General features: G+C 47.5%; 24 protein-coding genes. 16 read left to right on the top strand and 8 right to left on the bottom strand.

The features are described 5' to 3' along the window. Nucleotides 1–88: 88 nt before the first annotated feature. Both ACO0KW_RS09755 and ACO0KW_RS09750 read right to left on the bottom strand, forming a co-directional pair. The gene (locus ACO0KW_RS09755) at nt 89–682 is read right to left on the bottom strand and encodes a 2OG-Fe(II) oxygenase (protein WP_423052883.1); all 594 of its coding nucleotides are present in this window, start codon (nt 680–682) and stop codon (nt 89–91) included. A gap of 166 nt (nt 683–848) precedes the next feature. After that, complete coding sequence (locus tag ACO0KW_RS09750) at nt 849–1,559, bottom strand: hypothetical protein (RefSeq protein ID WP_423052882.1); 711 nt, start codon at nt 1,557–1,559, stop codon at nt 849–851. A gap of 313 nt (nt 1,560–1,872) precedes the next feature. Here ACO0KW_RS09750 and ACO0KW_RS09745 point away from each other — a divergent pair, with 313 nt between their 5' ends. The 4 genes from ACO0KW_RS09745 to ACO0KW_RS09730 all read left to right on the top strand — a co-directional run bounded on the left by ACO0KW_RS09745 (nt 1,873) and on the right by ACO0KW_RS09730 (nt 4,486). Next, the gene (locus ACO0KW_RS09745) at nt 1,873–2,688 is read left to right on the top strand and encodes a class I SAM-dependent methyltransferase (RefSeq protein WP_423052881.1); all 816 of its coding nucleotides are present in this window, start codon (nt 1,873–1,875) and stop codon (nt 2,686–2,688) included. Between the two features lie 104 nt (nt 2,689–2,792). Further along, nucleotides 2,793–3,419 carry a hypothetical protein gene (locus tag ACO0KW_RS09740; RefSeq protein WP_423052880.1) on the top strand — a complete coding sequence of 209 codons (627 nt, stop codon included), beginning with the start codon at nt 2,793–2,795 and terminating at the stop codon, nt 3,417–3,419. 173 nt (nt 3,420–3,592) lie between these two features. Continuing rightward, nucleotides 3,593–4,120: a GNAT family N-acetyltransferase gene (locus ACO0KW_RS09735; protein ID WP_423052879.1), complete on the top strand. Its 528-nt coding sequence runs from the start codon at nt 3,593–3,595 to the stop codon at nt 4,118–4,120. Between the two features lie 15 nt (nt 4,121–4,135). Then, a complete protein-coding gene (locus ACO0KW_RS09730; RefSeq protein WP_423052878.1) occupies nt 4,136–4,486 on the top strand; it encodes a hypothetical protein in 351 nt (116 codons plus the stop codon). A 21-nt stretch (nt 4,487–4,507) separates the two neighbouring features. Here ACO0KW_RS09730 and ACO0KW_RS09725 read toward each other — a convergent pair whose 3' ends face one another. Beyond that, nucleotides 4,508–5,434, bottom strand: a complete 927-nt coding sequence (locus tag ACO0KW_RS09725; protein WP_423052877.1) for a hypothetical protein — start codon at nt 5,432–5,434, stop codon at nt 4,508–4,510. A gap of 277 nt (nt 5,435–5,711) precedes the next feature. Here ACO0KW_RS09725 and ACO0KW_RS09720 point away from each other — a divergent pair, with 277 nt between their 5' ends. Next, nucleotides 5,712–6,038, top strand: coding sequence for an NINE protein (locus ACO0KW_RS09720; RefSeq protein ID WP_423052876.1), 327 nt, complete (start codon nt 5,712–5,714; stop codon nt 6,036–6,038). 135 nt (nt 6,039–6,173) lie between these two features. Further along, nucleotides 6,174–6,677 carry a GNAT family N-acetyltransferase gene (locus tag ACO0KW_RS09715; RefSeq protein WP_423052875.1) on the top strand — a complete coding sequence of 168 codons (504 nt, stop codon included), beginning with the start codon at nt 6,174–6,176 and terminating at the stop codon, nt 6,675–6,677. 130 nt (nt 6,678–6,807) lie between these two features. Here the strand turns inward: ACO0KW_RS09715 and ACO0KW_RS09710 are convergent, their stop codons facing one another. After that, entirely contained in the window at nt 6,808–7,242 is a 435-nt protein-coding gene (locus tag ACO0KW_RS09710; protein WP_423052874.1) for a MarR family winged helix-turn-helix transcriptional regulator, read from the bottom strand. Nucleotides 7,243–7,518: 276 nt separating this feature from the next. On the opposite strand from ACO0KW_RS09710, the gene ACO0KW_RS09705 reads away from it, so the two are divergent. After that, nucleotides 7,519–7,911, top strand: coding sequence for a DUF2845 domain-containing protein (locus ACO0KW_RS09705; RefSeq protein ID WP_423052873.1), 393 nt, complete (start codon nt 7,519–7,521; stop codon nt 7,909–7,911). Between the two features lie 62 nt (nt 7,912–7,973). Here ACO0KW_RS09705 and ACO0KW_RS09700 read toward each other — a convergent pair whose 3' ends face one another. The 3 genes from ACO0KW_RS09700 to ACO0KW_RS09690 form a co-directional block, all read right to left on the bottom strand. Continuing rightward, nucleotides 7,974–9,866, bottom strand: coding sequence for a potassium transporter Kup (locus ACO0KW_RS09700; RefSeq protein WP_423052872.1), 1,893 nt, complete (start codon nt 9,864–9,866; stop codon nt 7,974–7,976). Between the two features lie 67 nt (nt 9,867–9,933). Continuing rightward, entirely contained in the window at nt 9,934–10,653 is a 720-nt protein-coding gene (locus tag ACO0KW_RS09695; RefSeq protein WP_423052871.1) for a response regulator, read from the bottom strand. Continuing rightward, nucleotides 10,650–12,194, bottom strand: coding sequence for a DUF4118 domain-containing protein (locus ACO0KW_RS09690; protein WP_423052870.1), 1,545 nt, complete (start codon nt 12,192–12,194; stop codon nt 10,650–10,652). The genes ACO0KW_RS09695 and ACO0KW_RS09690 overlap by 4 nt, the downstream gene beginning before the upstream one ends. Before the next feature lie 134 nt (nt 12,195–12,328). On the opposite strand from ACO0KW_RS09690, the gene ACO0KW_RS09685 reads away from it, so the two are divergent. The 8 genes from ACO0KW_RS09685 (at nt 12,329) to ACO0KW_RS09650 (ending at nt 21,763) form a co-directional block, all read left to right on the top strand. Then, nucleotides 12,329–12,466, top strand: a complete 138-nt coding sequence (locus ACO0KW_RS09685) for a hypothetical protein (RefSeq protein ID WP_423052869.1) — start codon at nt 12,329–12,331, stop codon at nt 12,464–12,466. Next, nucleotides 12,466–12,555 (top strand): K(+)-transporting ATPase subunit F, encoded by a 90-nt coding sequence (gene kdpF, locus ACO0KW_RS09680; RefSeq protein WP_423052868.1) that lies wholly within the window; start codon nt 12,466–12,468, stop codon nt 12,553–12,555. Before ACO0KW_RS09685 ends, kdpF begins: the two co-directional genes overlap by 1 nt. Then, nucleotides 12,555–14,375, top strand: coding sequence for a potassium-transporting ATPase subunit KdpA (kdpA, locus tag ACO0KW_RS09675; protein ID WP_423052867.1), 1,821 nt, complete (start codon nt 12,555–12,557; stop codon nt 14,373–14,375). The genes kdpF and kdpA overlap by 1 nt, the downstream gene beginning before the upstream one ends. Nucleotides 14,376–14,391: 16 nt before the next feature. Then, nucleotides 14,392–16,551, top strand: coding sequence for a potassium-transporting ATPase subunit KdpB (gene kdpB, locus ACO0KW_RS09670; protein WP_423052866.1), 2,160 nt, complete (start codon nt 14,392–14,394; stop codon nt 16,549–16,551). A gap of 31 nt (nt 16,552–16,582) precedes the next feature. Next, nucleotides 16,583–17,173, top strand: coding sequence for a potassium-transporting ATPase subunit KdpC (gene kdpC, locus ACO0KW_RS09665; protein ID WP_423052865.1), 591 nt, complete (start codon nt 16,583–16,585; stop codon nt 17,171–17,173). Nucleotides 17,174–17,203: 30 nt separating this feature from the next. Beyond that, nucleotides 17,204–19,969, top strand: coding sequence for a two-component system sensor histidine kinase KdpD (gene kdpD / locus ACO0KW_RS09660; RefSeq protein ID WP_423052864.1), 2,766 nt, complete (start codon nt 17,204–17,206; stop codon nt 19,967–19,969). Continuing rightward, nucleotides 19,966–20,691, top strand: coding sequence for a two-component system response regulator KdpE (gene kdpE / locus ACO0KW_RS09655; RefSeq protein ID WP_423052863.1), 726 nt, complete (start codon nt 19,966–19,968; stop codon nt 20,689–20,691). Before kdpD ends, kdpE begins: the two co-directional genes overlap by 4 nt. 325 nt (nt 20,692–21,016) lie before the next feature. Continuing rightward, entirely contained in the window at nt 21,017–21,763 is a 747-nt protein-coding gene (locus ACO0KW_RS09650) for a TorF family putative porin (protein ID WP_423052862.1), read from the top strand. A gap of 106 nt (nt 21,764–21,869) precedes the next feature. On the opposite strand, the gene corA is transcribed toward ACO0KW_RS09650, so the two are convergent. Continuing rightward, nucleotides 21,870–22,835: a magnesium/cobalt transporter CorA gene (gene corA, locus ACO0KW_RS09645; protein ID WP_423052861.1), complete on the bottom strand. Its 966-nt coding sequence runs from the start codon at nt 22,833–22,835 to the stop codon at nt 21,870–21,872. A 348-nt stretch (nt 22,836–23,183) separates the two neighbouring features. On the opposite strand from corA, the gene ACO0KW_RS09640 reads away from it, so the two are divergent. Then, nucleotides 23,184–26,840 (top strand): ATP-binding protein, encoded by a 3,657-nt coding sequence (locus tag ACO0KW_RS09640; protein WP_423052860.1) that lies wholly within the window; start codon nt 23,184–23,186, stop codon nt 26,838–26,840. Nucleotides 26,841–26,950: the final 110 nt, after the last annotated feature.

Genomic DNA, 26,950 nt, shown 5'->3' with positions numbered 1-26,950 from the left:
TTGTTGATTATTTGCGTGATAAGGCGTGCAGAATTGAGTCATGGAAAAAACCTTCGAACAGGATCGGTGAAAGATGATGAATGAATTCTTAAGCGTTTGTGCGTCGTCGAAACCAACCAGTCAAAGACATTCTGTCCCGCGTCGCTGGTAAGACTTCATGTAGCATCTCGGCCGATAGAAAGACCACCATGCGGCAGGCCATTGGTGAGATATCCTGTGTCGGACAATCTAGAGGATGTAAGCGCAGTGCGCCGCCTTGTTCTGTTTGCCAGTGATCGTTGAGATAAATCACGATAGAAACAGTACGGGCATCATCACTGTGAAAGCGATCCACGTGTTTGCTATATGACGCGCCGGGTGCGTAGAATGAAAAATGACTCTCGTAGTCGTCTAGTCCTAAATATAAAGTTTGATTCAGTAAGACACGCACTCGTTCCATCATTCCTAAATAGGTGTCGCATGCAATCGATTGTCCGGCATGTAGCCAGGCGATTTGATCGCTGCGTATTCTCGTTTGTAGGGTCATTTGATCGCCTTGACCGACACGCGCGAGTTTCAAGCCATTCGTCTCATGTAAGGTGATGCACTCGGCAGCCAACAGTGCATTGAGTTCTTTGGATAAAAATAGATTGTGTTGTGACCAACCATGCAGGACTAAGTTGTCACACAGGGTGGTGAGCACCTGATTGGAAAGAACTTCCTCAACAGGGGTACTTCCGTGATACGGAGTGCGTGAAATAGGCTGCCTCTTTTGAGTTGAGATAATCGTGCATGTGCATCGTTTGACCCAAGAAAGAGGGGAGTTTTTTTGTTAGTAGTTGAGTAGGTTGCGTGAAAATGCGGTTTGGCTATTCGCCTAACAAGGCTAAAGTGTCATGCCATTGCACCGTCCAAGGCATTAAAAATTCATGCTCCATGAATACGCGCTTTAGACGCGACATAGGAACGCGATAATTGTCGTTCAGACCCAACGCGAGCGTCACGGGATTCCACAGCCATTTATTCTTCGCGGCTTTAGTACTGCTTTTGATGCGCGCACCGTCGTCGCCAAAAATTGCTTCACCACTCATTAAAGCTGCTTCTAAATTGATCTTCACCAGACTAGCAAAAGCGAGTATCGCTTGTTCTTTGGTGATGCCTTTATTTGATTCCACGATTGTCGGCTTTTGCTCTTTGGCAGGCAGCGCATCTTTCTTTATTTGTTCCAACAATCGGCTCAAATCTTTACGCAGAAAGCGCAAATCGTCTAAGGGCGCGCTTATGCCGGGTGATGGTAACTGAATCGCTATCTTGTCCGCATCTTTGGTCATGGTAATCAACACGTCTGCACTACCTGCAGCTAATCTTTGTGTATCGTCTTGAAAGAAGATAGGCGCTGCATAACCGCCAGTGGCATCGCCGAATAACTCTGGAAACTGATCGTTATAGTCCAACCAAACATAAGGCGTAATACCGTGCGCGATCAAGCTCGCTAAGCTCCATGTTTTGCCTGTTTGTGCGTGCAACCAAGTACAGGCTTCTGCCAGCGTCGCGCGGTAGGCTAGTTCGGGGTGGTTCATGGAAAGCTCTTTGAAGAAGTGAGATGAAGTACCTTAAGCGGACATTGCTTTTGTCGTGCGGGATGAAAAATCATTATAGGCTAGTGCAGAACGTATGGATATGCTTATCGACGCATAGGACTGACATAACCGCGAAGCTCCAGTCACGTCAATGTGTAAAGTTCCTAGAGCGAAAAAACGGTGAGAAGGCATAACAAAAAATCTATGCAGATATAAATTGCATTATGATGTCATTTGATTTCGGGCTAGCTGGAGCACATCATGGTGCTAATGCTTTAATCAAACTCAAACAAATATTCACTAAAGGATACACATGAAAAATTGGATCTACGCCGTACTGATGGCCACAGTCACCGCAGCCGCACTATCTAGTCCCGTGTACGCAGAAGATGCAGCACTAAAAGCCGCCGTGGCAGCGCCTACCCGCAACAAAGACAATGCGACCCGAGATGCGGCGCGTCACCCTTATGAAACTTTAAGTTTCTTTGGAATTAAACCGAATATGACCGTCGTAGAGTTGGTGCCTGAAGGTGGCTGGTACACAGAAATTCTCGCTCCGTATTTGCGGGCAAATGGGACTTTAATTGGTGCTGGCGATCCTTTGACCGAAGACCAAGAAGGCTTCTATACTCGGCTATTTAAAAAACTGCTGGATTCTAATCCCGCGGTGTACGACAAAGTAAAAATGGGAGTGTTCCAACCCTCCAAGAAGAAATTTGATTTTGCCAAAGATGGCAGTATCGATATGGTCTTAACTTTCCGCAATGTACACAATTGGGTGAGTAAAGGCGATGAAGACGTACGTGCCGCTTTCAAGGCCGTTTTTGCCAGTCTGAAATCGGGTGGCGTGTTTGGTGTTGTCGATCATCGCTTACCTGCTGGTATGCGTCAGGCACCGGATGCACGCGGTGGTTATGTGCATGAATCTTATGTGATTCGTCTGGCAGAGGAGGCTGGCTTTAAATTAGCCGCTAAGTCAGAAGTCAATGCTAATCCAAAAGATCTGGCGGATTATCACAACGGTGTCTGGTCTTTGCCGCCATCGTTTGCGAATGGCGACCACAATCGCGCTCGTTACGCAGCGATCGGTGAAAGTGATCGTATGACCTTGAAGTTTGTAAAGCCTTAATTACCAAGCAGCCGATTAGCCGCACAACTCAGAATCTATTTCATATGAACATGCTCAAACGAAATTTATATAGGTCGCTCTTTGCTGTGGCGACGGCAACCGCAATGTTGACCAATATCGCTCAAGCTCAGACCACGGTTAAAGGGATGGAAACCGTCGGTGTAAAAATCGGTGATACACAAGCTGAGATGGAGTTGGCGCTGAAAAACGAAGGCTATTACTTTTGGCGTAAGAGTGCGTTCAAAGCCGAAGCGGGTTTGCCCGAGCGTATCGCAACCGCACACTACAAAAAAGATGGTAGAAATTTGGAACCAGATTTTTTGATGGTGGCATTTAGCCCCGTAACTTCTAAAGTCGTTGCGCTTAGCCGTAGTGAACGTTATAACGTGGAAGTTTTGGTACCTGACTTAGTCAAAAATATGTCGGCCAAATACGGAACACCCGCCGCCGTGCGCGGCACTACCGAGGCCTCATGGGTAGAGAAACGTGCTGGTAAAGACGCTACGCCGTTGACGCAGTGCGAAGCGGCGGCGGGTTTGCAAATCAATTATGCTGCGACCATAGACAACTACGCCAATTGCAAACGCGCCGTGCGTCTGGCGATGAGTCCAGGTTCCAAACCACAAATCGTATGGAGAATGACGCTCAATCTGGTGGACTTTGAGACCATGTATGACGAAACGATGCAGTTGAAAAACGCATTGAAAGATAAGGTCGATATCAAGCATTAGTGGTTGACTGAGTTTCTTACTAAGGTTTTCTTGGTTCGAGATGCAAGTCGAGAATTAATTGAAAGCTCATTTAGTAACTCATTTAGTAACTCATTTAGTAACTAATTTAGTAACTCAAATGATGGTCTAGTTGTGTGTAAGTTCATGATCGTTTTTTTAGATCTCATGTTGATATGAAAATTCTGGAAACCCCCCGTCTGATCTTGCGTAAGATGTCAGTTGATGACGCAGCGTTTATGTTGACCTTACTCAACGATCCTTCATGGTTGCGCTTTATTGGTGATCGTGGAGTGCGTACACTCGACCAAGCGCGTGACTATATTTTGCAGGGCGCGATGGCAAATTATGCACGGCTTGGGTACGGATTTTATGTGGTCGAACTGAAAGAGATGGGAATCGCGATTGGCATGTGCGGCTTGGCAAAACGCGATTATCTTGATGATGCGGATATCGGCTTTGCATTTTTGCCCGACTATTGCGGCCACGGTTATGCATTCGAGGCTGCGGTTGCTACACTCGATTTCGCACGTGATCAGTTACATTTGCCACGCGTCGTGGCAACAACCCGGCTCGACAATTTGCCATCATCTAAGCTGCTGGAAAAATCAGGTATGCGTTTAGAAAAAAAGTTCTCGCATCCGGATGGTGACAGAGAGTTAAATTTGTACGCCATTGATTTTGATCAATGTGAGCAGCTGTAGAAACCTATTATTGATATGATGATGCCGCGCTTGATGCCGCTAATTTTTTCCAACGCTTACCTTCATGGCGCATTGACCTTCGCGTTGTTTTTAGTCGTTTCCATCCTCACTGCGGATATGCCTATCGGATTTTTTCTGGCATTGATCTTGAGTGGCATATCAAGTTGGTTCCGTCCTTGCTATAGCCAATTTGTGTTTGGCGCGATGCTTGCGTTGACGCTTTTCGGGCTGCTGAGTTTGCTGGTGATAGAAGGAAGCGCCGCAATCGTGATGTTTCCTTTGGTGGCAATCGTATCGGCTACTGCGCTGTTGTCTGGATGGTTGATTGCCAGGGTGCTTCAGTGGATATTTCTAAGAGGTCAGTAGGTCTATCCGGCATTTTTTAAGCTAGGGTTTGAACCATAATTTTGGATTCTGCAGAGGCAAACTGCGGTCATTGATGAGGGGATTTTTTAACTCAAAAATGACGCGATTTTTGATGTCGGCATCTTGAATAAAACGTTGAAAATAGCGATTGAAGGTGCGCTCAAAACTACCATCGGCAACCGCTTTTTCTAAACCGCGAGTCAGATCCGCAGCGAGTTTTTTTTGATTCGGTGCGACGAAAAAATAAAAGGCTGTAGGGTAGTGCAAGATGAATGTTTTATCGATTGCCAGGTTGCGATATTGATGATTTTTTTGTTCGTTCCAAATCGCGATGACCGGACGTGGAAAATAATCGAAACGTTTTGCCCGCAACATATTCGCCAGTGCTTCATCACTTCCCGTTATTACAGGCAAACCATTGCTCCGTAAAATCTCAGTGTCAGGCCACAGAAAACCTTGCCCTGCCTGGAATTGTGACAAGTCTTTAATCGTTTTGACGCCTTGTAATAATTGCGGATTGTCAGCGTGAACGAAGGCAATACGCCAGCCAAAAAATCCTTTATCAATCGGAATCCGTATTGGCAAAATTTGTCGTTCTCGCTCGTCACTGGTCATGGTCCAGATCACGTCGAGCTTGCCTTGATTTTGCGACATTTCAACAATTTGCCGTGCTTGAGGTATTGTCGCTTCGGTTGATTTGACAATGATGTAGTCATCACCACTTTTTCGGATCGCTAATGCGAGTACTTCGACTATGTAGGCAGCAATCGGGTCGCCCGTCTTTTCTAAATCTTGAATACGAATGGGGGTTTGCGGTTTTGCTTGTGCAGCACGACATGGATCGCTGGCAATGATGATGAAGATGCTAAACAACAGTCGGGCAACAGTTCCCCAATCACGTGTTCTTGATGTGGATGAGACGGAATTTCGCAATTGACTCGACTTCATTCTTGGCCTAGATTGATGGATTTCTTATTTCATCTAAGTCTAACCCACTTCACTCGTACGTAACACCGCCTATTTGTAAGTTTGCGGTGCAAATCGCGGTGTTTTCTGAATATTTAACCTATGTTGGAAAAATAATAGTCGCTACAAATGCTTGCTCTCTCATTTTCAAAAAGATAATATTCGTTGCGTTATCTGTACATCATCGTGCGCCAATCAACTATTTGCTGTTCAGCCTACGATGATGAATGAATCCAACTAAATAACCCGGGAAGAAGCAATGGAAGAAAAATTTTGTCGAGATTGCGGTGCTGGAATTCACAGCCTGGCAGAAATTTGTCCTAAATGTGGGGTGCGACAAATGCCAGTACCAAGTGCCGTCGGCCCATTGGCAGCGAATGGAAAAAGCAGAGTTGTAGCCGCGCTATTATCTTTCTTTTTAGGTTGGTTCGGCGCGCACAAATTTTATCTTAATCGCGGAGGTTGGGGCGTGGTGTACCTGATCTTCTTTTGGACGGGAATTCCTGCAGTAGTCTCTTTTTTCGAATGTATTTTGTTGTTAGTGATGAGCGATACCGAGTTTAATTATAAATACGGACAGCTATGAGCATCGCTTGAATTTTTCCGGTCGTATAGGAATAATTTATGTCGATCTTCTCAAGGGATATTTCGGGAATGAATGGCTGCGCCAAGTTGTCTGGGGCGCTAGCACATGGCTCTATTTTGTAGCGGAGGTTCCTACATGCAAACACGTTTGTACTGCCGCTTGCCGCAACAAACTGATCTTGATTTTGTATTCCAATTGTATGCCGATCCACTTACTGCCGCGCTCAGTCCTGTGGCTGCGTTGACTTCCAAATTAGATGCGCAAGTGATGTTGAACGAATGGATCGCGCATTGGCAAGCACATGATTTTGGCCCGTGGATGATAGGATTAAGTGTCGCACCCGAGTACTTGATTGGTTGTGGTGGCATCAGCCTGCGTGATTTTGCTGGCGAATGTTTGCCGAATCTTTGGTATCGCTTTGCACCAACGGCATGGGGGAATGGTTATGCAACCGAATTTGCTGGCGCAGCGATTACGCATTTTCGACAATTGCGGCGTTTTAAAGAGTTGCACGCCTTAGTGCTGTCAAAAAATGGCGCTTCGATTCGGGTACTAGAGAAGCTCGGTATGCAAGCGAACGGCGAACTGCCTGGCAAAAGCGGTGCTGATGCCAGTCTACGCTTTCGTTTGGTGCTTTGATCCTAATTCCTCTCCAAATTGACCGCAATACAAAACGCGCCTATTTGGCGCGTTTTGTCTTTTTATCGATTAACTCCCATTGCTCCAGCATTGCGCCAGTGCTAACACTAGTTTGACAAAGCTCTTGGTTTTATCTGATATGCGCCATTAATTGATCGAGTTGTTCGATTTGTGAGTTATCAAGTCCGCTAGTCAGATTTGACGCACTATTTTCAAAGCTCACCAAGGCATCTTGTAACAGTGCAATACCTGCATCCGATAACCTTACCAGACTCACTCTGGCATCGCGTGGGTTTTGCTCTTTTTCGATCAGGTGGATTTTCTCCATCGGTAGCAACAAGCGCGTTACACCTGAGGCGGTGAGACTGACGCTATCAGCTAAATCTACACGACGTAAAGTGTAATTAGGGGCTTGGTATAAATGGTGCATGACCATGAACTCAGTGAAACTGATTCCGTGCGCGCTTAGCTGGGCATCGATTTTTCTGAGCATTCGTGCTTGCACAGAAGCTAAGTTGAGGAGGAGCTGCATTGCAGGTGAAATCGACGGAGAATTGCTGTTCATGAAGGACCTTTGTATGGGTATGGTTAATTGATGCTTGAATTATGTTTGAATTATGAATGATATATACTTGATTGGTCAAGTAAATGTTTCGCACCTAACTTCATATTGACGAGCACAAGTGGCTAGTTTTGAGATCGGATCGTGGTTACACAAACAATCTCCCTTGCCAATGCACGGCCGTCAACCATGCTATGGTCTCAGACGTTGATCCTAGGCTATGCACTTTCGAGCATGATCAATCCGACTGGATAAACTGTCCTTTTTTTGAGTCGCACGATGAAACTAATCCTCTCCACCATTCTTGTTGGCGCCAGCCTGATAGGACTTTGCGCGCCCGATTCTGCTCAGGCACTCGCCTTTCGTTGCAATTCTTATGTGATTGATGTCGGCATGCACAAAACTGAGGTGATACAAAAATGCGGCAATCCCATGACGCGCGATCAGCGCGTTGAGCGTCGCCGGCTAGGTGTGCGTCAGAGCAGTACAAATCCACAGCTCGCGCCAACCATGCCACCACAAGTGACGCGTGGCGGTGTTGAATATGAGCGTGAAGTAGAAATTCAGATAGAAGAATGGGTGTATAACTTTGGATCGCAACGCTTCATGCAATTGCTGGTTTTTGAAGATGGACGTTTGAAGGCGATACAAGATTTAAGCTACGGTCAGTGAATGCAAAGCTGGCGATATCAAGCGATGATAGGCCAGCTTTGTCCTCACACATGTTGACAGAGTCAAATCTGTACCCGTGTACCCAGTTCGATCACACAGTTGTTTGGCAGATGAAAGAAATCGACCACACTGCGAGAGTTGCGCGACATTAAGGCGAACAAGAGTTCACGCCAGTGTGCCATCCCTGTGCCTTTGGTAGGTACCACGATTTCGCGACTGAGGAAATATGAGGTTTCGAATAAATTGATCGGTAAACCATGCTGTTCGCAAAGTTCCAAGGCTTTCGGTAAATCAGGTTCGTTTTTAAAACCGTAATTGACTTTCACCTTCCAGAATCCAGGTACTAACTCTTCAACCTGTACCCGCTCCTTGTCTTCGATCCATGGCACATCATGAAACACCACTGTCAAAATCAGATTGCGTTCATGCAGCACTTGATTATGCTTGAGATTATGCATGAGTGCTTGCGGCACCGTATCGGGATTTGCCACAGCGTAAATTGCCGTGCGCGCTGCGCGATGCATATTATCAGCGGATAAGGCGGTGATGAAAGGCAGCAATTCAGGATCATCTTGCTGAATATGCTTGATCAGCAGTTCGCGCCCACGGCGCCAGGTCGCCATGATGGTGAAAATTAGCGCGCCCAGAATTAATGGGAACCAACCGCCTTCGATAATTTTCAAAGAACAGGAGACTACCAGTAATGCGTCCAAAGCCAGGAACACGCCGGTCGCAATCAGTGCCAGAGGCAGGGGATAGCGCCAACCATGTCTGACCACAAAAAAAGTTAGCAAAGTCGTGATCAACATCGTGACCGTCACCGCGATGCCATAAGCGCCAGCCATCGCAGAAGAGCTGCCAAAACCGAATACTGTCAGTAACACACCTGCCAATAAGATCCAGTTCACGCTGGGGATATAAATCTGTCCAATTTCTTTGACGGAAGTAAAGTGCACGCGCATGCGTGGCAGCAAGCCAAGTTGCATCGCTTGCTTGGTCATTGAATAGGCGCCAGAGATCACTGCTTGCGAAGCAATCACCGTTGCGATGGTGGCCAAAATCACCGCTGGCACTAATAACTGATCAGGGAATAATTGAAAGAAGGGATTATCGATAGCACTTGCGTCATGCATCAACAATGCTCCTTGCCCCATGTAATTCAAGGCCAGTGCTGGTAAAACCAAACCTGTCCAAGCCAGACGGATTGGCTTCTTGCCGAAATGCCCCATGTCCGCATACAGTGCCTCGGCACCGGTAAATGCTAGTACAACCGCGCCGACGACAATGAAAACATGTGCGCCTTGCGCCCACAAAAATTGAATCGCATGCACCGGATTTAAGGCAGACAAAATCGCCGGTTCCTGGGCAATTTGGTGGATACCAACAATCGACAATGCGGCAAACCAGAGCACGATAATGGGGCCAAACAATTTGCCAACCACTGCAGTGCCATAGCGTTGCATCGCAAACAATGCCAACAAAACGGTCGCTGAAATCGGTAAAACATAGGGTTTGAATTGCGGTGAAATTACTTCTAGGCCTTCGACTGCACTTAATACCGAAATCGCGGGGGTAATCACGCTATCGCCATAAAATAAAGCTGCGCCCAACACGCCGATCAATAGCAACGCAACCCGACGCCCATGCGTACTCCCCGCCGCTTTGCTGGCTAAAGCAGTTAAGGCCATGATGCCACCTTCGCCGCGATTGTCGGCGCGTAATATCAACGTCACATACTTGAGCGTCACGACCATCATCAAGCCCCAAAAAATCACCGACACCACACCAATGATATGTTGTGCATCCAGCGGAACGCCGGTATGCGGGCTAAAAATTTCTTTCATGGTGTACAAGGGACTAGTACCGATATCGCCGTACACGACGCCGAGGGCGCCCAAGGTCAGTGCTGCCACGCTTTCGCGTTGGCTATGTTGACTATCCGTTATTGAGCTCATAAGAACCTGATAAAAATTGAACAGGTTCCTATTGTCTTAGCTCGGGTGTTAGGAAGGCATAAGGATCTTAATTAGCAGTGGAATTATCCTTGGAATGGTCGTCGGAAATAGCGAGTCGATAGCCGACTCCCGTTTCGGTGAGCAGATAACGTGGTTCGGCCGGATGATCTTCTATCTTGGCTCTGAGCTGTGCCATGTACAGACGCAAATAATGCGTATGCTCGACGTATTCTGGTCCCCAGACATCACTGAGCAATTGTCGGTGTGTGACCAGATAGCCGGCACTGCGTACCAAGCGCGCGAGTAAATTGAACTCTGTCGGGGTTAAATGTAAAACCTGATTACGTAAGCTCACTGTATGTTTCGCTAAATCCACGTGGAGATCTTGATGCGTATATTCTGTGATGGCAGCCGTCAGGCGAGTACCTCGATGACGTAGGGCGACGCGCATCCGCGCTAAGAGTTCTGGGACGCTAAACGGTTTCACCAAAAAATCGTCGGCGCCGGCATCAAGTAAACGAATTTTTTGCGCTTCTTGATGACGAGCAGAGATAATCAAAATCGGTAAACTGTGTTGTAAGCGTAGATGCCGCACTAATTCTTCGCCATCACCATCGGGCAGTCCCAGATCAAGTAATAGTAGATCGGGTAAATCATGCTGTAGCATCGCACTCGCTTCGCTAATGGACGTCGCAGTCTGTACATTGAAGCCCTCCACGTTTAAGCTTGCACGTATCAGATTGCGAATTTCTTTATCGTCTTCAACGATGAGTACACGGATCGTCATAGAATATTTGTGGCTAATTCGGGATTGAAATTTGGTAGCGCTGGAATGGGCAGCGAGAGTAAGAAACAACTGCCGCCACCATCCCTATTTTTCACGACTAGATTACCGTCATGCGCTTGGGCAATCGCACGACAAACTGCTAAACCCAAACCAGCACTGCGTTGATTTGCCTGATCGTGCTGCGCCAAGCGTGAGTAGGCTATAAAAATACTGTCATGTTCCGAGTCGGGAATGCCTGGGCCGCGATCTTTGATAGCCACTTGTAATGATGCAGGCTGCGTTTCATGTTGAACGCAGACGTCTAGTTCCACCATGTCATCACTATATTTCAAAGCATTGTCTAATAAGTTACTGAGTAACTGGGCAATCAGCACAGGGTCGAGACGCATGAGTGGCAAGTCTTTTCCTAACGTAACTTGAATACGTGTTTCATTATTTCCCTGTTTGATTCTGGCTAGGATAGCGCCGACGATTTCTTCTATTGATTCCCAATCGCGCCGCAGACTGTTTTCAGCTTGGCTCAGACGTACCAGCTGCAAGGTGTTTTCCGTGACACTGGTCAGGTAGTTCGCTTCATCTACAATATTTTTTAGCAAACGATCCTGCTGATCAGGGGCGAGTTTTTCACGCTGACTTTGTAGTGCGCTCGCTGCGCCGACCATCACTGCCAGAGGTGTGCGTAAATCATGTGAAATCGCGGCGAGAAAGGTGCTTTGAAGTTGCTGTTTCTGCGCTTCGTTTTGCGCTGTTTGCATGCTTGTATTTAATTGCAATCGCTCGAATGCCTGCGCGAGGAGGGAACAGATCGCCTTTGCGTGTTCTAGTCCATCGGTGTCGTCGCGCGGTGCTGCCTGAATTAGGACTGCGCCAATAATTTGGCCTGCCTTTCCTATCGGAATATACCAGTCATTCAGCTCGCCCCAACGTAGACTACCTGCGCCAAGAACTTGTGCTTCCTTCATGCAGTATCGCAAACCATCAATCTGTTGTTGTGATGCTGCGCCAAGCGTCTTACTGTTGAAGTCGTCACCTGTTAATGCTAATAAACTTCGATCGTCAAAGGCGCGGTTAAATGCCTGTTGGCCAAGGTGGCGAATATCCGCGACACTTTCTGTTACCGCTACGCGTATCGCCAACTCCTGCAGCTGGCGTGCCCGTTGTTCGTTGAGGTGCGCGAGCACAGTTTCTAACTTCAGGCGGGTAGCCAATTGATTGATAGTCAATGCCACGATCAGCATCGTCCCCAACGCAATCAAATGTTCAGGCTGCTCGACATGGAAGGTCCAAGTCGGCGGCACGAAAAAGAAGTTCAACAGTAAAACGGAAAGTACTGCGCAGACCACGGATTGCACTCTGTCTAATTGGTACGCGGCGATGGTCACGACCAACACGAAGATCATTGCCTGGCTGGTAAAGCTGACATAACGGTTAAGTAAAAACGACAGCAAAGTCGCTATGGATAGCAATAAGAGCAGGCTTAACCATGCTCGTAATCGCGGAAAAATTTGGGTAAAAGTGATCGTCATACGAAAGCCTAACATAGGGCTCATTAGAAAAGCGTTAGGAAACGCCTCAATTTTTACACTTTGTTTACAACCAACACTCTTCTTTTAACAAGATTCTTACGTCATTTTCACTATCCTTCTATCTGCAGAAAATGCTTATGGAGGATGGGATGGCTAACTTGATTGAAAACTTGATCGATATTTTATATGTAGGAGGAATCTTGGGATTCTTCTTGCTGGTCGTGGCTTTGGCGGCGATGTGCCACAGCATGGATAACAAGCAGGATAACAAACAGGAGCGCAAATAATGAATAGCTTTTATGTTATCGGCAGCGTGGTCGCGGCGGCATTGCTGGTGTATTTGGTAGTTGCATTGTTAAATGCGGAGGAGCTGTAATGACTAGTCAATCTTTACTCTTAATGCTGGTTTTCTTCGTGGTGTTGCTGGTCTTGGCCTATCCATTGGGTAAGTTAATTAGCCAGATCGCTGATGAAAAAGCCAAGGTCTCTGGTTTAAATTGCTTGGGCTATTTAGAACGTGGCTTATACAAATTGGCGGGTGTTAAAAGCGATCAGGAAATGGGCTGGAAAGGCTATGCAATCGCTTTGTTAGTATTCAATGCCTTTGGTACTTTGATGGTCTATGCGGTCCAACGCCTGCAATTCTGGTTACCCTTAAATCCTCAAGGCATGGCGAATGTCAGTGCCGATTCTTCTTTTAACACCGCCGTGAGTTTTGTCAGCAATACTAACTGGCAAGGCTACGTCGGCGAAGCGACCATGAGCTACTTGACTCAAATGTTGGTGCTCGCTGGACAAAACTTCTTTTCCGCAGCGACTGGGATTGCGGTGGTGTTTGCTTTGATCCGCGGCTTCTCGCGTCACTCTTCTAAATCCATTGGTAACTTCTGGGTTGATATGACGCGCTCAACGGTGTATTTGTTGTTGCCGCTGTCGGTGATCTTCGCGACCTTCCTGATCAGTCAGGGCGTGATTCAAAATTTCTCCTCGTACAAAGAAGTGCAGTTAATTGAACCCTTAACGTACAGTCAGCCTGTCAATGGTCCTGATGGACAAGCATTGAAAGACGACAAGGGCGCGCCTGTCATGGAAACCTTGACGACCAAGACCCAAACCTTGGCAATGGGGCCGGTTGCTTCACAAGAAGCGATCAAAATGTTGGGCACCAATGGTGGTGGTTTCTTCAATATGAACTCAGCTCATCCGTTTGAAAATCCAACAGCCTTGACCAACTTCTTCCAAATGATTGCGATCTTCTTGATCCCAGCTGGCTTGTGTTTCGCCTTCGGTCGCATGGTCGGTGATCAGCGTCAAGGCATCGCAGTACTTGCCACTATGAGTATCCTGTTTGTGGTGATGACTCTAGGTGTGATGGCGGCTGAACAGCAAGCCCATCCTGCCTACGCTGCTCTGAACATCGACCAAGCGCAGAGCGCTTTTCAAGCTGGCGGCAATATGGAAGGCAAAGAAAGTCGCTTTGGCATCAGCGCTTCGACTCTATTTGTGGCAGTGACGACAGCAGCATCGTGTGGTGCGGTGAATTCTATGCATGATTCTTTAATGCCGCTCGGTGGTTTAGTACCACTGGCTTTCATGCAATTTGGTGAAGTGGTGTTTGGTGGTGTTGGCTCTGGATTATACGGTATGTTGATCTTCGCGATTCTCGCCGTGTTTATTGCTGGTTTGATGATAGGCCGCACCCCAGAATATTTGGGGAAAAAGATTCAAGCTTACGAAATGAAAATGACTTCCATCGCGATCTTGGTGACACCGATTTTGGTGTTGGCCGGTACGGCAAGCGCTGTCATGAGTGAAGCTGGTCGTGCAGGTATCTTAAATCCTGGTGCGCATGGTTTCTCTGAGGTGCTGTACGCCTTTACTTCAGCGGCGAATAACAATGGTAGTGCCTTTGCTGGCTTGTCTTCCAACACGCCGTTCTACAACATTATGTTGGCGATTGCGATGTGGTTTGGACGCTTTGCCGTCATCGTTCCGGTGCTCGCGATTGCTGGTTCCTTAGCAGCGAAAAAACGCTTGGAAGTGAATGCCGGCACGATGCCTACCCATGGCCCTATGTTTATCGCGCTGTTAGCTGGCACCGTGGTGTTAATCAGTGTGTTGAATTATGTACCCGCTTTGGCTTTGGGACCTGTGGTCGAACATTTGCAAATGTTTAGCTCAGCAAGTCCACGCTAAGCCTTAGGAGAATCTGATGTCTAATACGAATTTACAAAAAAATCTAACCGGCGCTAAGGCTGAACAAGTCGCTAGCGTGGATATTGCCAGTACGAAAAATCGTCTGGCGCTATTTGATGCGAAGCTGATCAAGCCCGCCATTATCGATGCTTTCCGCAAATTGACGCCACGTACGCAATTACGTAGTCCAGTGATGTTCGTGGTGTATGTCGGCAGCATTATCACCAGTATGCTGTATGTGCAAGCCTTGCTCGGTAAGGGCGAAGCTGATGCAGGCTTTATTCTAGCGATCTCTATCTGGTTGTGGTTCACGGTTTTGTTTGCGAACTTTGCCGAAGCACTGGCTGAAGGTCGCAGCAAAGCACAAGCGGCCTCATTGAAAGGCTTAAAGCAATCCACAATCGCCAAGAAATTGGCAATACCGAAACATGGTACAACTTGGTTGCCAGCGAACGTGCAAGATTTACGCAAAGGTGATGTGTTTTTGGTCGAAGCCAATGATGTGATCGCGATTGACGGTGAAGTGATCGAAGGTGTTGCGACCGTGGATGAAAGCGCCATCACTGGTGAGTCTGCGCCTGTGATCCGTGAATCGGGTGGTGACTTTTCATCGGTCACTGGTGGTACCCGTGTACTGTCTGACTGGTTGGTGGTGCGCGTCACTTCCAATCCGGGTGAAGCCTTCATTGATCGCATGATCGCCATGGTCGAAGGTGCTAAACGCCAAAAAACACCGAACGAAGTTGCATTGACGATTTTGCTGATTGCCTTGACGATCATATTTTTAGTCGTGACTGTGACCTTGTTACCGTTTTCTTTGTTTAGCGTGAGCGCCGCAACCGCCTTAGGTTTAAGTTCTGCACCTGTATCCATCACAGTCTTGATCGCTTTACTTGTTTGCTTGATCCCGACGACGATCGGTGGCTTGTTGTCAGCGATTGGTGTCGCAGGGATGAGTCGTATGATGCAAGCGAATGTGATTGCGACTTCTGGTCGCGCAGTGGAAGCTGCGGGTGACGTTGATGTCTTGTTGCTGGACAAAACCGGCACCATCACTTTGGGCAATCGCCAGGCATCAGAATTCTTCCCCGCGCCTGGTGTGACGGCAGTGCAATTGGCAGATGTAGCGCAACTCGCCTCTCTCGCTGATGAAACACCAGAAGGCCGCAGTATTGTGGTGTTGGCAAAACAGCGTTTCAATTTACGTGAACGTGAGATGGCTTCTTTGCAAGCGAACTTCGTGCAATTTACTGCACAGACACGCATGAGTGGTGTCGATATCGGTGAAGGTGTGGTTCGTGTCGTACGAAAGGGCGCGGCTGATGCAGTGCGTAAGTTTCAGGACGCAGCAGGACGTGCTTTCCCTGCGGAAGTGACTAAGACTGTCGATGATATTTCTCGTCGCGGTAGCACGCCACTGGTGGTGGTCGACGATGGCAAAGTCATGGGTACGATAGAACTGAAAGATATCGTCAAAGGTGGTATCAAAGAGCGTTTTGCCGAATTGCGTCGCATGGGTATCAAAACCGTGATGATCACGGGTGATAACAAGTTGACCGCCGCAGCAATCGCTGCTGAAGCCGGCGTCGACGACTTTTTAGCAGAAGCCACGCCCGAAGATAAATTGAAATTGATACGTAGTTATCAGGCAGAAGGACGTCTAGTTGCGATGACGGGTGACGGCACCAACGATGCGCCTGCTTTGGCTCAAGCCGATGTGGCGGTAGCGATGAATTCTGGTACGCAAGCCGCGAAAGAAGCGGGCAATATGGTGGATCTTGATTCTAATCCGACTAAGTTGTTAGAGATCGTTGAGATTGGTAAGCAAATGTTGATGACGCGGGGTTCTTTGACCACCTTCTCAATTGCAAATGATATCGCCAAATATTTTGCGATCATTCCAGCGGCATTTGTTGCGACTTATCCGCAACTGAAATCGCTAGATATCATGCAATTGACCAGTCCAAATTCAGCCATTATGTCAGCGGTCATCTTTAATGCTTTGATCATTGTGTTCTTGATTCCTTTGGCATTAAGAGGTGTGAAATATCGTGCAGTTGGTGCGTCTTTGTTATTGCGTCGTAATCTTCTGATCTATGGGCTGGGCGGGATAGTCTTGCCGTTCGTCGGGATTAAATTGATCGATATGATTTTGACTTTTTTGAATTTGGCTTAACCGATTCATTTGCATAAATATAGGAAACATCATGAGTACAAATAATTCTATCCTGTCCACTTTGCGTCCAGCAGTCATGCTGTTTGTGGGACTGACCGTCGTAGTTGGAATTGCTTATCCACTAGCCATGACAGGCATCGCGAAAGTCGCCTTTAACGATCAGGCAGAAGGCAGTTTGATCGTCAAAAATGGCAAAGTGGTCGGCTCTAGTTTGATCGGGCAGTCCTTTAGTTCTCCTCAATTTTTTTGGGGACGTCCTTCCGCGACGGGCCCTATGGCGAATAATGCTGTCAATTCTAGTGGTTCGAATTTAGGCACGACGAATGCTGCGCAGTTGGATAATGTCAAAGCACGAGTAGATGCTTTAAAAGCGGCTGATCCAGGCAATGTGAAGGCGATTCCAGTGGATTTGGTCACTGCATCAGCCAGTGGTTTGGATCCTGAAATCAGCTTGGCAGCTGCGTATTATCAAGTCCCTAGAATTGCGCGTGAGCGTAAAATGACGGAAACTCAGGTACGTGCGCTGATAGAACAATTCGCCCAGAAGCCTGTCATGGGTTTGTTTGGCGAAGCTCGTGTGAATGTTTTGCAGTTGAATCTAGCACTCCCGCAAGTTAAGTAATTTAGTGTAATCGACAACACGCATATTTTTATGGGAATCAACACTGACCAACGCCCCGATCCTGATGTCCTGCTCGCCCATGTGCAGGCGCAGGAACGGCGTGCAACGCGTGGCAAACTACGCATCTATTTTGGCGCCTCCGCCGGGGTCGGCAAAACCTATGCGATGTTGTCTGCCGCGCATAAATTGCTGAAAAATGGTGATGAAGTCTTGGTCGGTGTGATCGAAACCCATGGGCGTGATGAGACTGCTGCACTGTTGGATGGACTAGAAGTCTTGCCCTTGAAAGCGATCAGCTATCGCGATAAGACTCTACATGAGTTTGATATCGATGCGGCCTTAGCACGTCAGCCCGCATTGATCTTGATGGATGAACTCGCGCACTCGAATGCGCCGGGATCACGTCATCCTAAGCGCTGGCAAGATGTCGATGAATTGTTAGATGCCGGTATCGATGTGTTTACCACGGTGAATGTCCAGCATCTGGAAAGCCTGAACGATGTAGTTGGTGGTATCACTGGCATTCGCGTCGCTGAGACTTTGCCCGATACAATATTCGACGAAGCGGATGAAGTCGTGTTGGTGGATATTCCGGCCGATGAATTACTCGCTCGCTTGAAGTCTGGGCGTGTCTATAAAGTGCAACAAGCCGAGCGTGCCGCGAAGAATTTTTTCCGCAAAGGCAATTTAATCGCTTTACGAGAACTCGCCTTACGCCGTACCGCGGATAGAGTCGAAGATGATGTCCAAGCCTATCGTATAGAAAAATCAATTAACGCGGTGTGGAAGACGGATGCTGCCTTGTTGGTCTGCATAGGGCCTCAAGCCAATGCCGATCATGTGGTGCGCAGCGCAGCACGTTTGTCTAAGCAAATGAATGCGGAATGGCAGGCAATTTATATTGAGACGCCTAGTCTGCAGAAATTGCCAGCGGCAGCACGCGAACGTATTTTAAAGAATCTAAAACTGGCACAAGATTTAGGTGCCAAGACGGCCGTATTGACGGGCAATGATGTTGCACAAACCATCGTCGATTATGCCAACCAATACAATTTTTCACGCATTGTGATTGGCCGCCGCAAAGCGGTATTCAACTGGCGTACCACATTGGCACAGCAGTTGGCGGCACGTGCCCATAATCTAGATTTGATTGAGATTGGTGGTGAATCAAATCAACTTGAAGCTAATCCAGATACTCGCACCTCAGATGTCAAGCCAGTACCGCTAGAAAACGGTAATCTAGGAAAACGACGCGCATTGCGCTACGCGTATGCGGCACTCGCCAGTGTATTCACTGCGGTAGTGGCAACGCCTTTATTGGCGGTATTTAATCTCGTCAATATTGCGATGCTATTTCTGCTGACGGTGGTATTGGTCGCCGTGCGTTTCGGACGTGGCCCCTCGGTTTTGGCGACGGTCGTGGGCGTGTTGGCATTTGATTTTTTCTTTGTACCACCGCGCTTCTCTTTTGCCGTCAGCGATCTGCAATATGTGATGACCTTTGGCGTCATGTTGGCGGTCGGTTTGATCACTGGACATTTAACTGCTGGCCTCAGATATCAAGCCAAAGTCGCCTCACATCGTGAAGCACGCTCGCTGGCTCTGTATGAATTCGCGCGTGATTTGTCAGGCTTTTTGCAAAGCGAGCAAATCACCGAAGCTACGCAAGCGGTAATACAAAGGGCCTTTCGTGCAAAAGCTATTTTGTTACTGCCTGATGATGAAGGGCGCTTGCAATTGCCAGAATCCATGGCGAGCGGTTTGGACATGGGGATTGCACAATGGGCCTTTGATAAAGTCGAACCTGCGGGTATCAGCACCGATACTTTGCCTTCGAACCCGTACTTTTATTTACCTCTAGTCGCACCGATGCGTACACGTGGTCTGCTGGCGATTTCACCGGAAAACCGTAGTTGGATTTTGATCCCAGAACAGCGTCAACAACTCGATACTTTTGCAGCGTTGGCGGCGATCGCTTTAGAGCGCGTGCATTATATTGAAATCGCACAAGGCGCTTTACTTCACATGGAATCGGAGCGCTTGCGCAATTCTCTCTTGGCCGCTTTATCGCATGATTTGCGTACACCCTTGACCTCAATAGTAGGCATCTCCGAAACGCTGAGCACATCGAAACCTGAGCTCAGTCAAAAACAACAAGATATGACGCAAGCCCTGTACGCTGAGGCACTGCGCATGAGTGCACTGGTCGCGAATTTACTGGATATGGCACGCATACAAAGTGGCGAAGTGAAATTGGATTTACAGTGGCAACCACTCGAAGAAGTGGTGGGCAGCGCGTTACGCATCAGCGCTCCGCAGTTGAGAGAGCATCAAGTGCAAACGCTGTTGGCGAACGACTTGCCATTAGTGAATTTTGATGCGGTCTTGATAGAACGTGTTCTCTGTAATTTGTTAGAAAATGCAGCGAAATATACACCAGAGGGTTCGCGCATCACATTGAGCGTGAATCTGCTCGAGAGCGATTTACAAGTGATGGTCTATGACAACGGACCGGGTTTGCCAGTGGGCAAAGAGGAAGCGATTTTCGAAAAATTTACCCGTGGTGAGCGAGAATCGTCCAAGCCCGGTGTAGGCTTAGGTTTAGCGATTTGCCGCGCGATAGTGGAAGCACATCATGGCAACATACGTGCGGCGAAATCACCGGATGGTGGTGCTTGTATTTTATTTACTTTGCCATTAGGCGTGCCGCCACAAATGCCGGATTTTGAAATGATGAATGCCTTGCATACCGAGCGACCATTAGCCATGATCGTTGAAAAACAGGAACAACAATGAGTCACAGCCATACCACGAAAGATCCTAGCGTTAGCACACCGAGTGCACTTTTAGTTGAGGATGAACCGCAGATTCGTCGTTTTGTGCGTTCAGCCTTGGAGGAAGAAGGCTGGCAGGTGAATGAATCGAGCACCTTGCAACGGGGCTTGATTGATGCCGGCACCAGACAACCTGATTTGGTGATACTCGATTTGGGTTTGCCGGACGGTGATGGCATCGATTTCATCAAGGATGTACGACGCTGGTCTAGCGTGCCGATTATCGTCTTATCGGCACGGGTCAGCGAAGTCGAAAAAATCCGTGCACTCGATGCCGGTGCCGATGATTATCTGACCAAACCGTTTGGGATTGGCGAACTACAAGCCAGAGTCAGAGCGACCTTGAGACGGCAGCGTCAACCGGGCGTTGACGTGAGTGGCATCGTGCAATTTGGCGATGTGAAGATCGATATGAAGGCGAGATTGGTGACCAAAGCGGATGATGTCGTGCATCTGACACCGACCGAATTCAGATTGTTGAATGTATTGGTGAATAGTGCAGGCAGAGTGGTGACCAATCCACAATTGCTCAAGGAAGTCTGGGGGCCATCGCATGGCGAGAACGGTCATTATCTCAGGATATACATGCGTTACCTGAGGCAAAAATTAGAAGACGATCCTACCCAGCCTAAATATTTATTAACTGAAACGGCGGTTGGATATCGCTTGATGCTTCCGCATTAGCTAGCTACAAATCAAAACCTCAATGCGTAGAAATCGATGATCAATTGATCTGTCGATAGGGCTTCTGTACGCCTAATTTTTGTAGCGTCGATTATTAGATAGGTAGAAGCAATTGAAGTACAACAGGGAATAGACGTACCGCAAATGTCGTCATTCCCGCGTGTTGTTAGCGGGAATCCAGTGGCGTTGTTTGATCAACCGAAGACACTGGACTCCTGCCTACGCAGGAGTGACACAGTAAAAAAGTATTTATGTGCTTGCTGAACGCTGATTCAACAAGAACATTCACCAGAACGACATGGTCGTTAATTTGAAAGGACGTAAGATGAAAAAAGTATTGTTAGCAGCAGCAATGGCGACTTTGTTTAGTAGTCAAGCTGCGCAAGCACAAGACGCAGCACCAACGGTGAAGCCAGAACATGAAGTTAGCTTCAACGCGGCATTGGCGTCAGACTACCGTTATCGAGGTATCTCACAAACACGTCTGCAACAGGCTTTGCAAGGCGGCGCAGACTATGTGAATAATCCTTCAGGCTTGTATGTAGGTGCTTGGGCATCCACTATCAAATGGACCAAAGATGCTGGCGGCGGTGGTAGTGTTGAAGTCGATTTGTATGCGGGAAAACGCGGCTCGTTGACTAGCGATATCAGTTATGACGTCGGTGTCTTGGCCTATGTGTACCCATCGAATGGATTAGCGGTCAGTGCGAATACGACGGAAGTGTATGGTCAACTCGGTTATGGTCCCGCGTATGTGAAGTACTCGCACGCCACCACGAATTTGTTTGGTTTTGCGAACAGCAAAAATAGTGGCTATCTAGACCTCGGTGCGAATATCGACATTGATAGTGGCTTGGTCTTGAACTTGCACGCAGGTCATCAACAAGTGAAAAACAACAGCATTTCAGCCTATACGGATTGGAAAATTGGTGTCACTAAAGATTTCGGTATCCTCAGTGCTTCCTTATCCGTGATCGGCACCAATGCAGGTGAGATTGCTTACGCCTCACCAGTGAATGGAAAATTTCTGGGAAAAACTTCATTTGTCGCGATGGTGAGCAAGACGTTCTGAGTAAGTAAGAAACTTTATCACTAAGTCGTTGAAATTAAGGACAGACCTTGAGCATGCCATCAAGCTGAAGATGCTCAAGGATGGTGAGAAAAAGCGATTGAGCGGCCTACAACCAACCCGATTTTTTAAATCGGTAATACAAATAAGCGCAGACACTAACCATGGTGCCCAATGCGGTGGGATAACCGTATTCCCATTTGAGTTCGGGCATGTGCTCAAAATTCATACCCCAGATCCCGGCGAATGCGGTTGCTACCGCAAAGATCGCGGCCCAAGCGGCCAATCGCTTATTCACTTCGCTTTCATCGATATTTACTAGTGACAGACTCACTTGTATCGCGGTACTAATGGTGTCCCGGATTGATTCTATGGAGGTGTTAATTCGATAAAGATGATCGTGTACGTCGCGGAAATATTCTTGCGTGCCTATGCAGATAGGCGGCACGCGGCCACCATCGAGCTTGCCTACTGCTTCTAAGAGTGGGGCGACCGCGTGTTTTAGCGTCATAATTTTGCGCTTGAGCTGATACAGTTGTTCAATATTCAGACGTTGCGAGCCCTTGGTGAAGATATGTTCCTCGATGGCCTCAAGTTCTGATTCCAAAGAATCAATGACTGGGAAGTAACGATCTACGACCGCATCCATCAAGGCATACAGCACAAAGGCAGAACCCTTCATCAAATGATGCGGTTCACGTTCACAACGCGCACGCACACCGAGAAATCCTTGTTGGCATCGATTGCGGGTCGAGAGTACATAATTCTCTCCGACAAAGACATCGACTTCGCCTACCGATAATTCGCCATCGATAATTTCGACGGTTTGCATCACCGCGAATAGAGAATCGCCATATTCTTCAATTTTGGGCCGTTGATGCCCCTTCATTGCATCTTCTAATGCTAATTCGTGCAAGCCGAACTCTCGCTGCATTTGTGCTAATTCTTCTGTTTCTGCATCCTTCAACGCTACCCACACGAAACAATCTTTTCGTTTGATATATTCGCTGATATCGTCGACTAAAATATCCGCCAGTTTTTTACCTTCTTGATAGGCAACGCAGTTGATTAACATGGATAAATCTTTCGAATTTTTTTGATGTGAAGGTAAATCGATGATTCGCTAGTAAGGAATTTACGACGATATTGAGGTCTTCATGATGCCGCGGATGCTATACGCCATGTTTGTCATAAGATCTGCGTGAATTTGAGGCAATTGGCAAGGGAAAGTTGACAATAGGATTCACCATAATTTATTTCATAAATCACGCTAAGAATAGCTTTGCACAACAAAAACAGTGATTTGCGACAATTTTTTTATGGAAATTGCTAGAAACATGCGCTTCACCTTTAGAATCGACCCTTAACTAATTCTGCCGTAGCATCGCTTAAACGGCGACTCCTATTTTAGCTGCAAATACCAATGACCAAAGCCTTATTGTCCAATCTGCAATTTAAGATCCTGATGTTGAGCATGGTCGTGATTTTTGGTGCGCTCGATTTTTGGGCCAGTAGCTTTTGGCAACGTAGTGCGGCACCGCACGTTGCGGCGGAGCTCGGCGCGGTCTTTGGTGCACCGGATGAATACTATCGTTTGCCGATAGAGAAATTGAATCCCGAATCACCTCTGACATTAGCAGGCGCCAAGCCCGGCGACCATCTCGTGTTTGACCGGCTTGGTGATCAGACCCGCCTATTGGCAACAGATGACCGTATTGGTGTGCGGTGGTTTAGCGCAAATACGGCAAACAAAATAGCGCCCGCTGCGAGTGCTGGAGTGCCTTTGCAGTTACAGCCAGTTCCCAAGAATCTTCGCCATGCAGAGATCTGGCTAGCGATTACGCTGACTCAATTTTCTACCACCGTTATCGCGCTATTCATCATCAGCATGCTGGTCTGGCGTCATGCGAATAGTGTTCCCATGCGTGCCTTAGCAATAGCGATGCTGGCGATCATTCCTGATACCTTCATTCCCTATTTGCCCGGTGGCGCACTGCAAGACTTCCTTTCTTTATATGTATTTCCGATTGAGTTATTTGTCGGATATGTTTTTTTTACTTATTTTTGCTTGATTTTCCCCGAGGATCGACCACATTGGCGCTTACCGGCAGTGCGGCAACTTTTTTACATCTATACCTTATGTTTTGCCAGCTATACCTTATGTCATATTCTGATCAAGCTCGGCATCTTGCCGTGGGAGGTGCGTGAATGGATCAATCTACGTTTGTGGCGACGTGCTTTGGCGATTGCGTCGGTGATTTTTTCCTTGGGTGCGTTGGCGATTTCTTGGCGCGTGAGTAGTGGCATTACCCGACAACGGCTGGCTTGGATAGGCTTTTGCATGGGAAACATTTATGCGATTTACCTATTTCATAATTTGTTTCGCATGATGGATGAGGAGCGTGCGCTGGCATACTTTGAGTCTTTCAACTCCTCGATTATTTTTCTGGCGTATGGCGGGCTCGGTTATGCCTTATTGAAAAATCGCCTATTTGACTTTAGTTTTGCGATTAATCGGTTTAGCGTCTATGTCTTGCTGAGTATTGGGTTGCTAACCGGGCTGGCGTTTATGCAGCTGGTGGTGGCACCGCAATTAGACCTGGAGGTGCGCTGGAAAACTTTACTGTTCGACGTGGTGTGTGGTTCATTGTTATTGGCTTTGTATAAACCTTGGCGAAAATTTTCGGAGCAATTGGTGCGCACTTGGTTGTATCCAAAATGGCGAGCACAACAAGAAGCCTTACAAATTGCACTAGCGAATGCGCCGGAAATGCAAGGGCAAAGTCAGTTAGTTGCCCACTATTTGAGTCCTTTCTGCGCGTACACTGGTGGTGCGCACAGTGCCATCTACACCTATCATGAGGCTTATTGTCGGAAAATTGCGGGCGATTTTTTGGACGCACCTGAGAAAGTTTACGCGCTAGGAGGGGATCTGGCGCGTATTTTGACTTCACGCCTACCGCTATCACTGCAAGACATCGCGGGCGAAAACGCGCTCTTAATTCCATTTACTCATCGTGGACATCTGACCGGGATGTTACTGGTCGGCGGCAAACCTGATTTCAATCAATATCGACCAGATGAGATTCGGACGATTGCAGATACAGCGTCATTGCTCGATCAGGATTTACAGGCTGAGGCACAACGCTCACACCAGCAAATGCTTGCGGACAAAATGGCGGCAGAACTGCATGCAAGGGAAGCTGCGGAGCTAGCGAATCAAGCAAAGAGCGCATTTCTGGCCACCATGAGCCATGAAATACGTACACCAATGAACGCGATTATCGGTTTGGCGTATTTGTCTTTGCGAACAGACTTGAATTCGAAACAGCGCGATTACCTCAACAAGATACATGACGCTGGTAATGCTTTGTTGGGGATCATCAATAGCATCTTAGATTTTTCAAAAATCGAAGCTGGCAAAATGGAAGTTGATTTCAGTCCATTCTCATTGGATGACGTGATTAATCACGTGACGACCATCACCGCACAAAAAGCCCAAGAAAAAGGCCTGCTATTGCAAATCGATGTGCCTGCGGGTATGCCACGTTTTCTGGTGGGCGATGCGATGCGCTTAGGGCAGGTGCTGATTAATTTGGTCAACAATGCGATTAAATTTACAGAGCGTGGCGAAGTGCGTTTAAGCGTGTCTAATGATGACCGCCATCAAGTTACAAATGGCGCAGGTTTACTGTTGACGTTCACTGTTGTCGACACCGGAATCGGAATGACCGAGGAGCAGGTCGAGCGTTTGTTTTCGGCATTCACGCAAGCCGACAGTTCTACTAGTCGTAAATTTGGAGGTACTGGTTTAGGACTATCGATTTCGCATCAGTTGGTGAACTTGTTAGGCGGTTCTATCCAGGTAGATAGCCAGTTTGGGCATGGCTCATGCTTTACCTTTAGTCTGCCGTTCGATAGCTGCAGTGAGGCGACGTTACTACAAATGGGCAGTAGTATTTCCGATCATCAGCACCAGTATGCTGATGCCCTTATTTTGCTGGTTGAAGACAATGAAATCAATCAACAAATTGCAGTCGAATTATTAGCCACTGTGGGTATACAGGTGGTGGTGGCAAACGGTGGACAAGAAGCCCTAGCGCAACTTGATCAGGTTGCTGCAAATACTTTCGATTTGATTTTGATGGATCTCGAGATGCCTGGGATGGACGGACATCAGGCAACACAGCACATTCGCCAGCAAGCCAGATTTAATCCTATTCCCATCGTCGCGATGACGGCGCATGCGATGGCCGATGTACGGCAACGCTGTATGGATGAAGGAATGCAGGATTTCTTAGCAAAACCAGTACAGCCGAATGCCTTATTTACAACCTTGGCGCGGTGGTTGGGACATAAGGTCAGCATTCTCAATGCGGACGAATACGTGTATCAGGACGAGTCGCCATTACCATTGGAGCAATCGCTACAAGCGTATGAAAATCAAGCGGACAAGCTAGCGAGTTTTGATTTCCAGCGCTTTAAACATATCGATAGTCATCAAGGCTTAAGTTTGATGATGGGAAAACGCGATCTGTATTTGAAAGTCTTAAGTCGTTTTGTCGAAAGTCAGGCACATACTGGCAAGCAGCTGCAGGATGCTCTGGCAGTCGCGAATGATGCGCAAGCCTTTATCTTGACGCATACATTAAAAGGATTAGCAGGCAGCATCGGCGCTATTCAGCTCCATGCAGATGCATCACAATTAGAGCTTGCTTTACAAATGGCGCAGCAGGACTCCAGTTTGCGCAATGGCTGTAAGCCTCTTTGCGTGAAGTTAGTGGTATCGTTGACTCAAGTTTTAACAGAACTCAGGCAGCTTTTGCCGTCTTCATTTAGTAATGCAGCGATGTCCGTCGGAATCGCCGCGATTAGCCATGAAGAGGTACAGTCGAGGTTGCAGCATTTAATGGAGCTGCTGAGTAATTTTAGTGGGGATTGTCCACAATATTTCGAAGAACAACGCACCATTTTCTTGCAGGCACTTGATGCACACGTTGTCGCCAAGCTCGATCAACATATTCAACTCTATGATTACGATGATGCTTTGTCGGTATTACGTACCGCACTAAAGCGCTAGCCTGTGAAGGGCTATCACTTTGTCTGATAGGGCAATCGTCACTTAGTATTTCCCAAAAAACTGGCGCCCCATTACACTATCGAGTTCCGTCTTAGCGCGCAGGCCGAATC

The sequence above is a fragment of the Undibacterium sp. Ji22W genome, from assembly GCF_049340305.1.
In the GTDB taxonomy this organism is placed as follows: domain Bacteria; phylum Pseudomonadota; class Gammaproteobacteria; order Burkholderiales; family Burkholderiaceae_D; genus Undibacterium.
The sequence above is the reverse complement of the archived record's forward strand: the minus strand, read 5'-3'. Positions and strand labels throughout refer to the sequence as shown.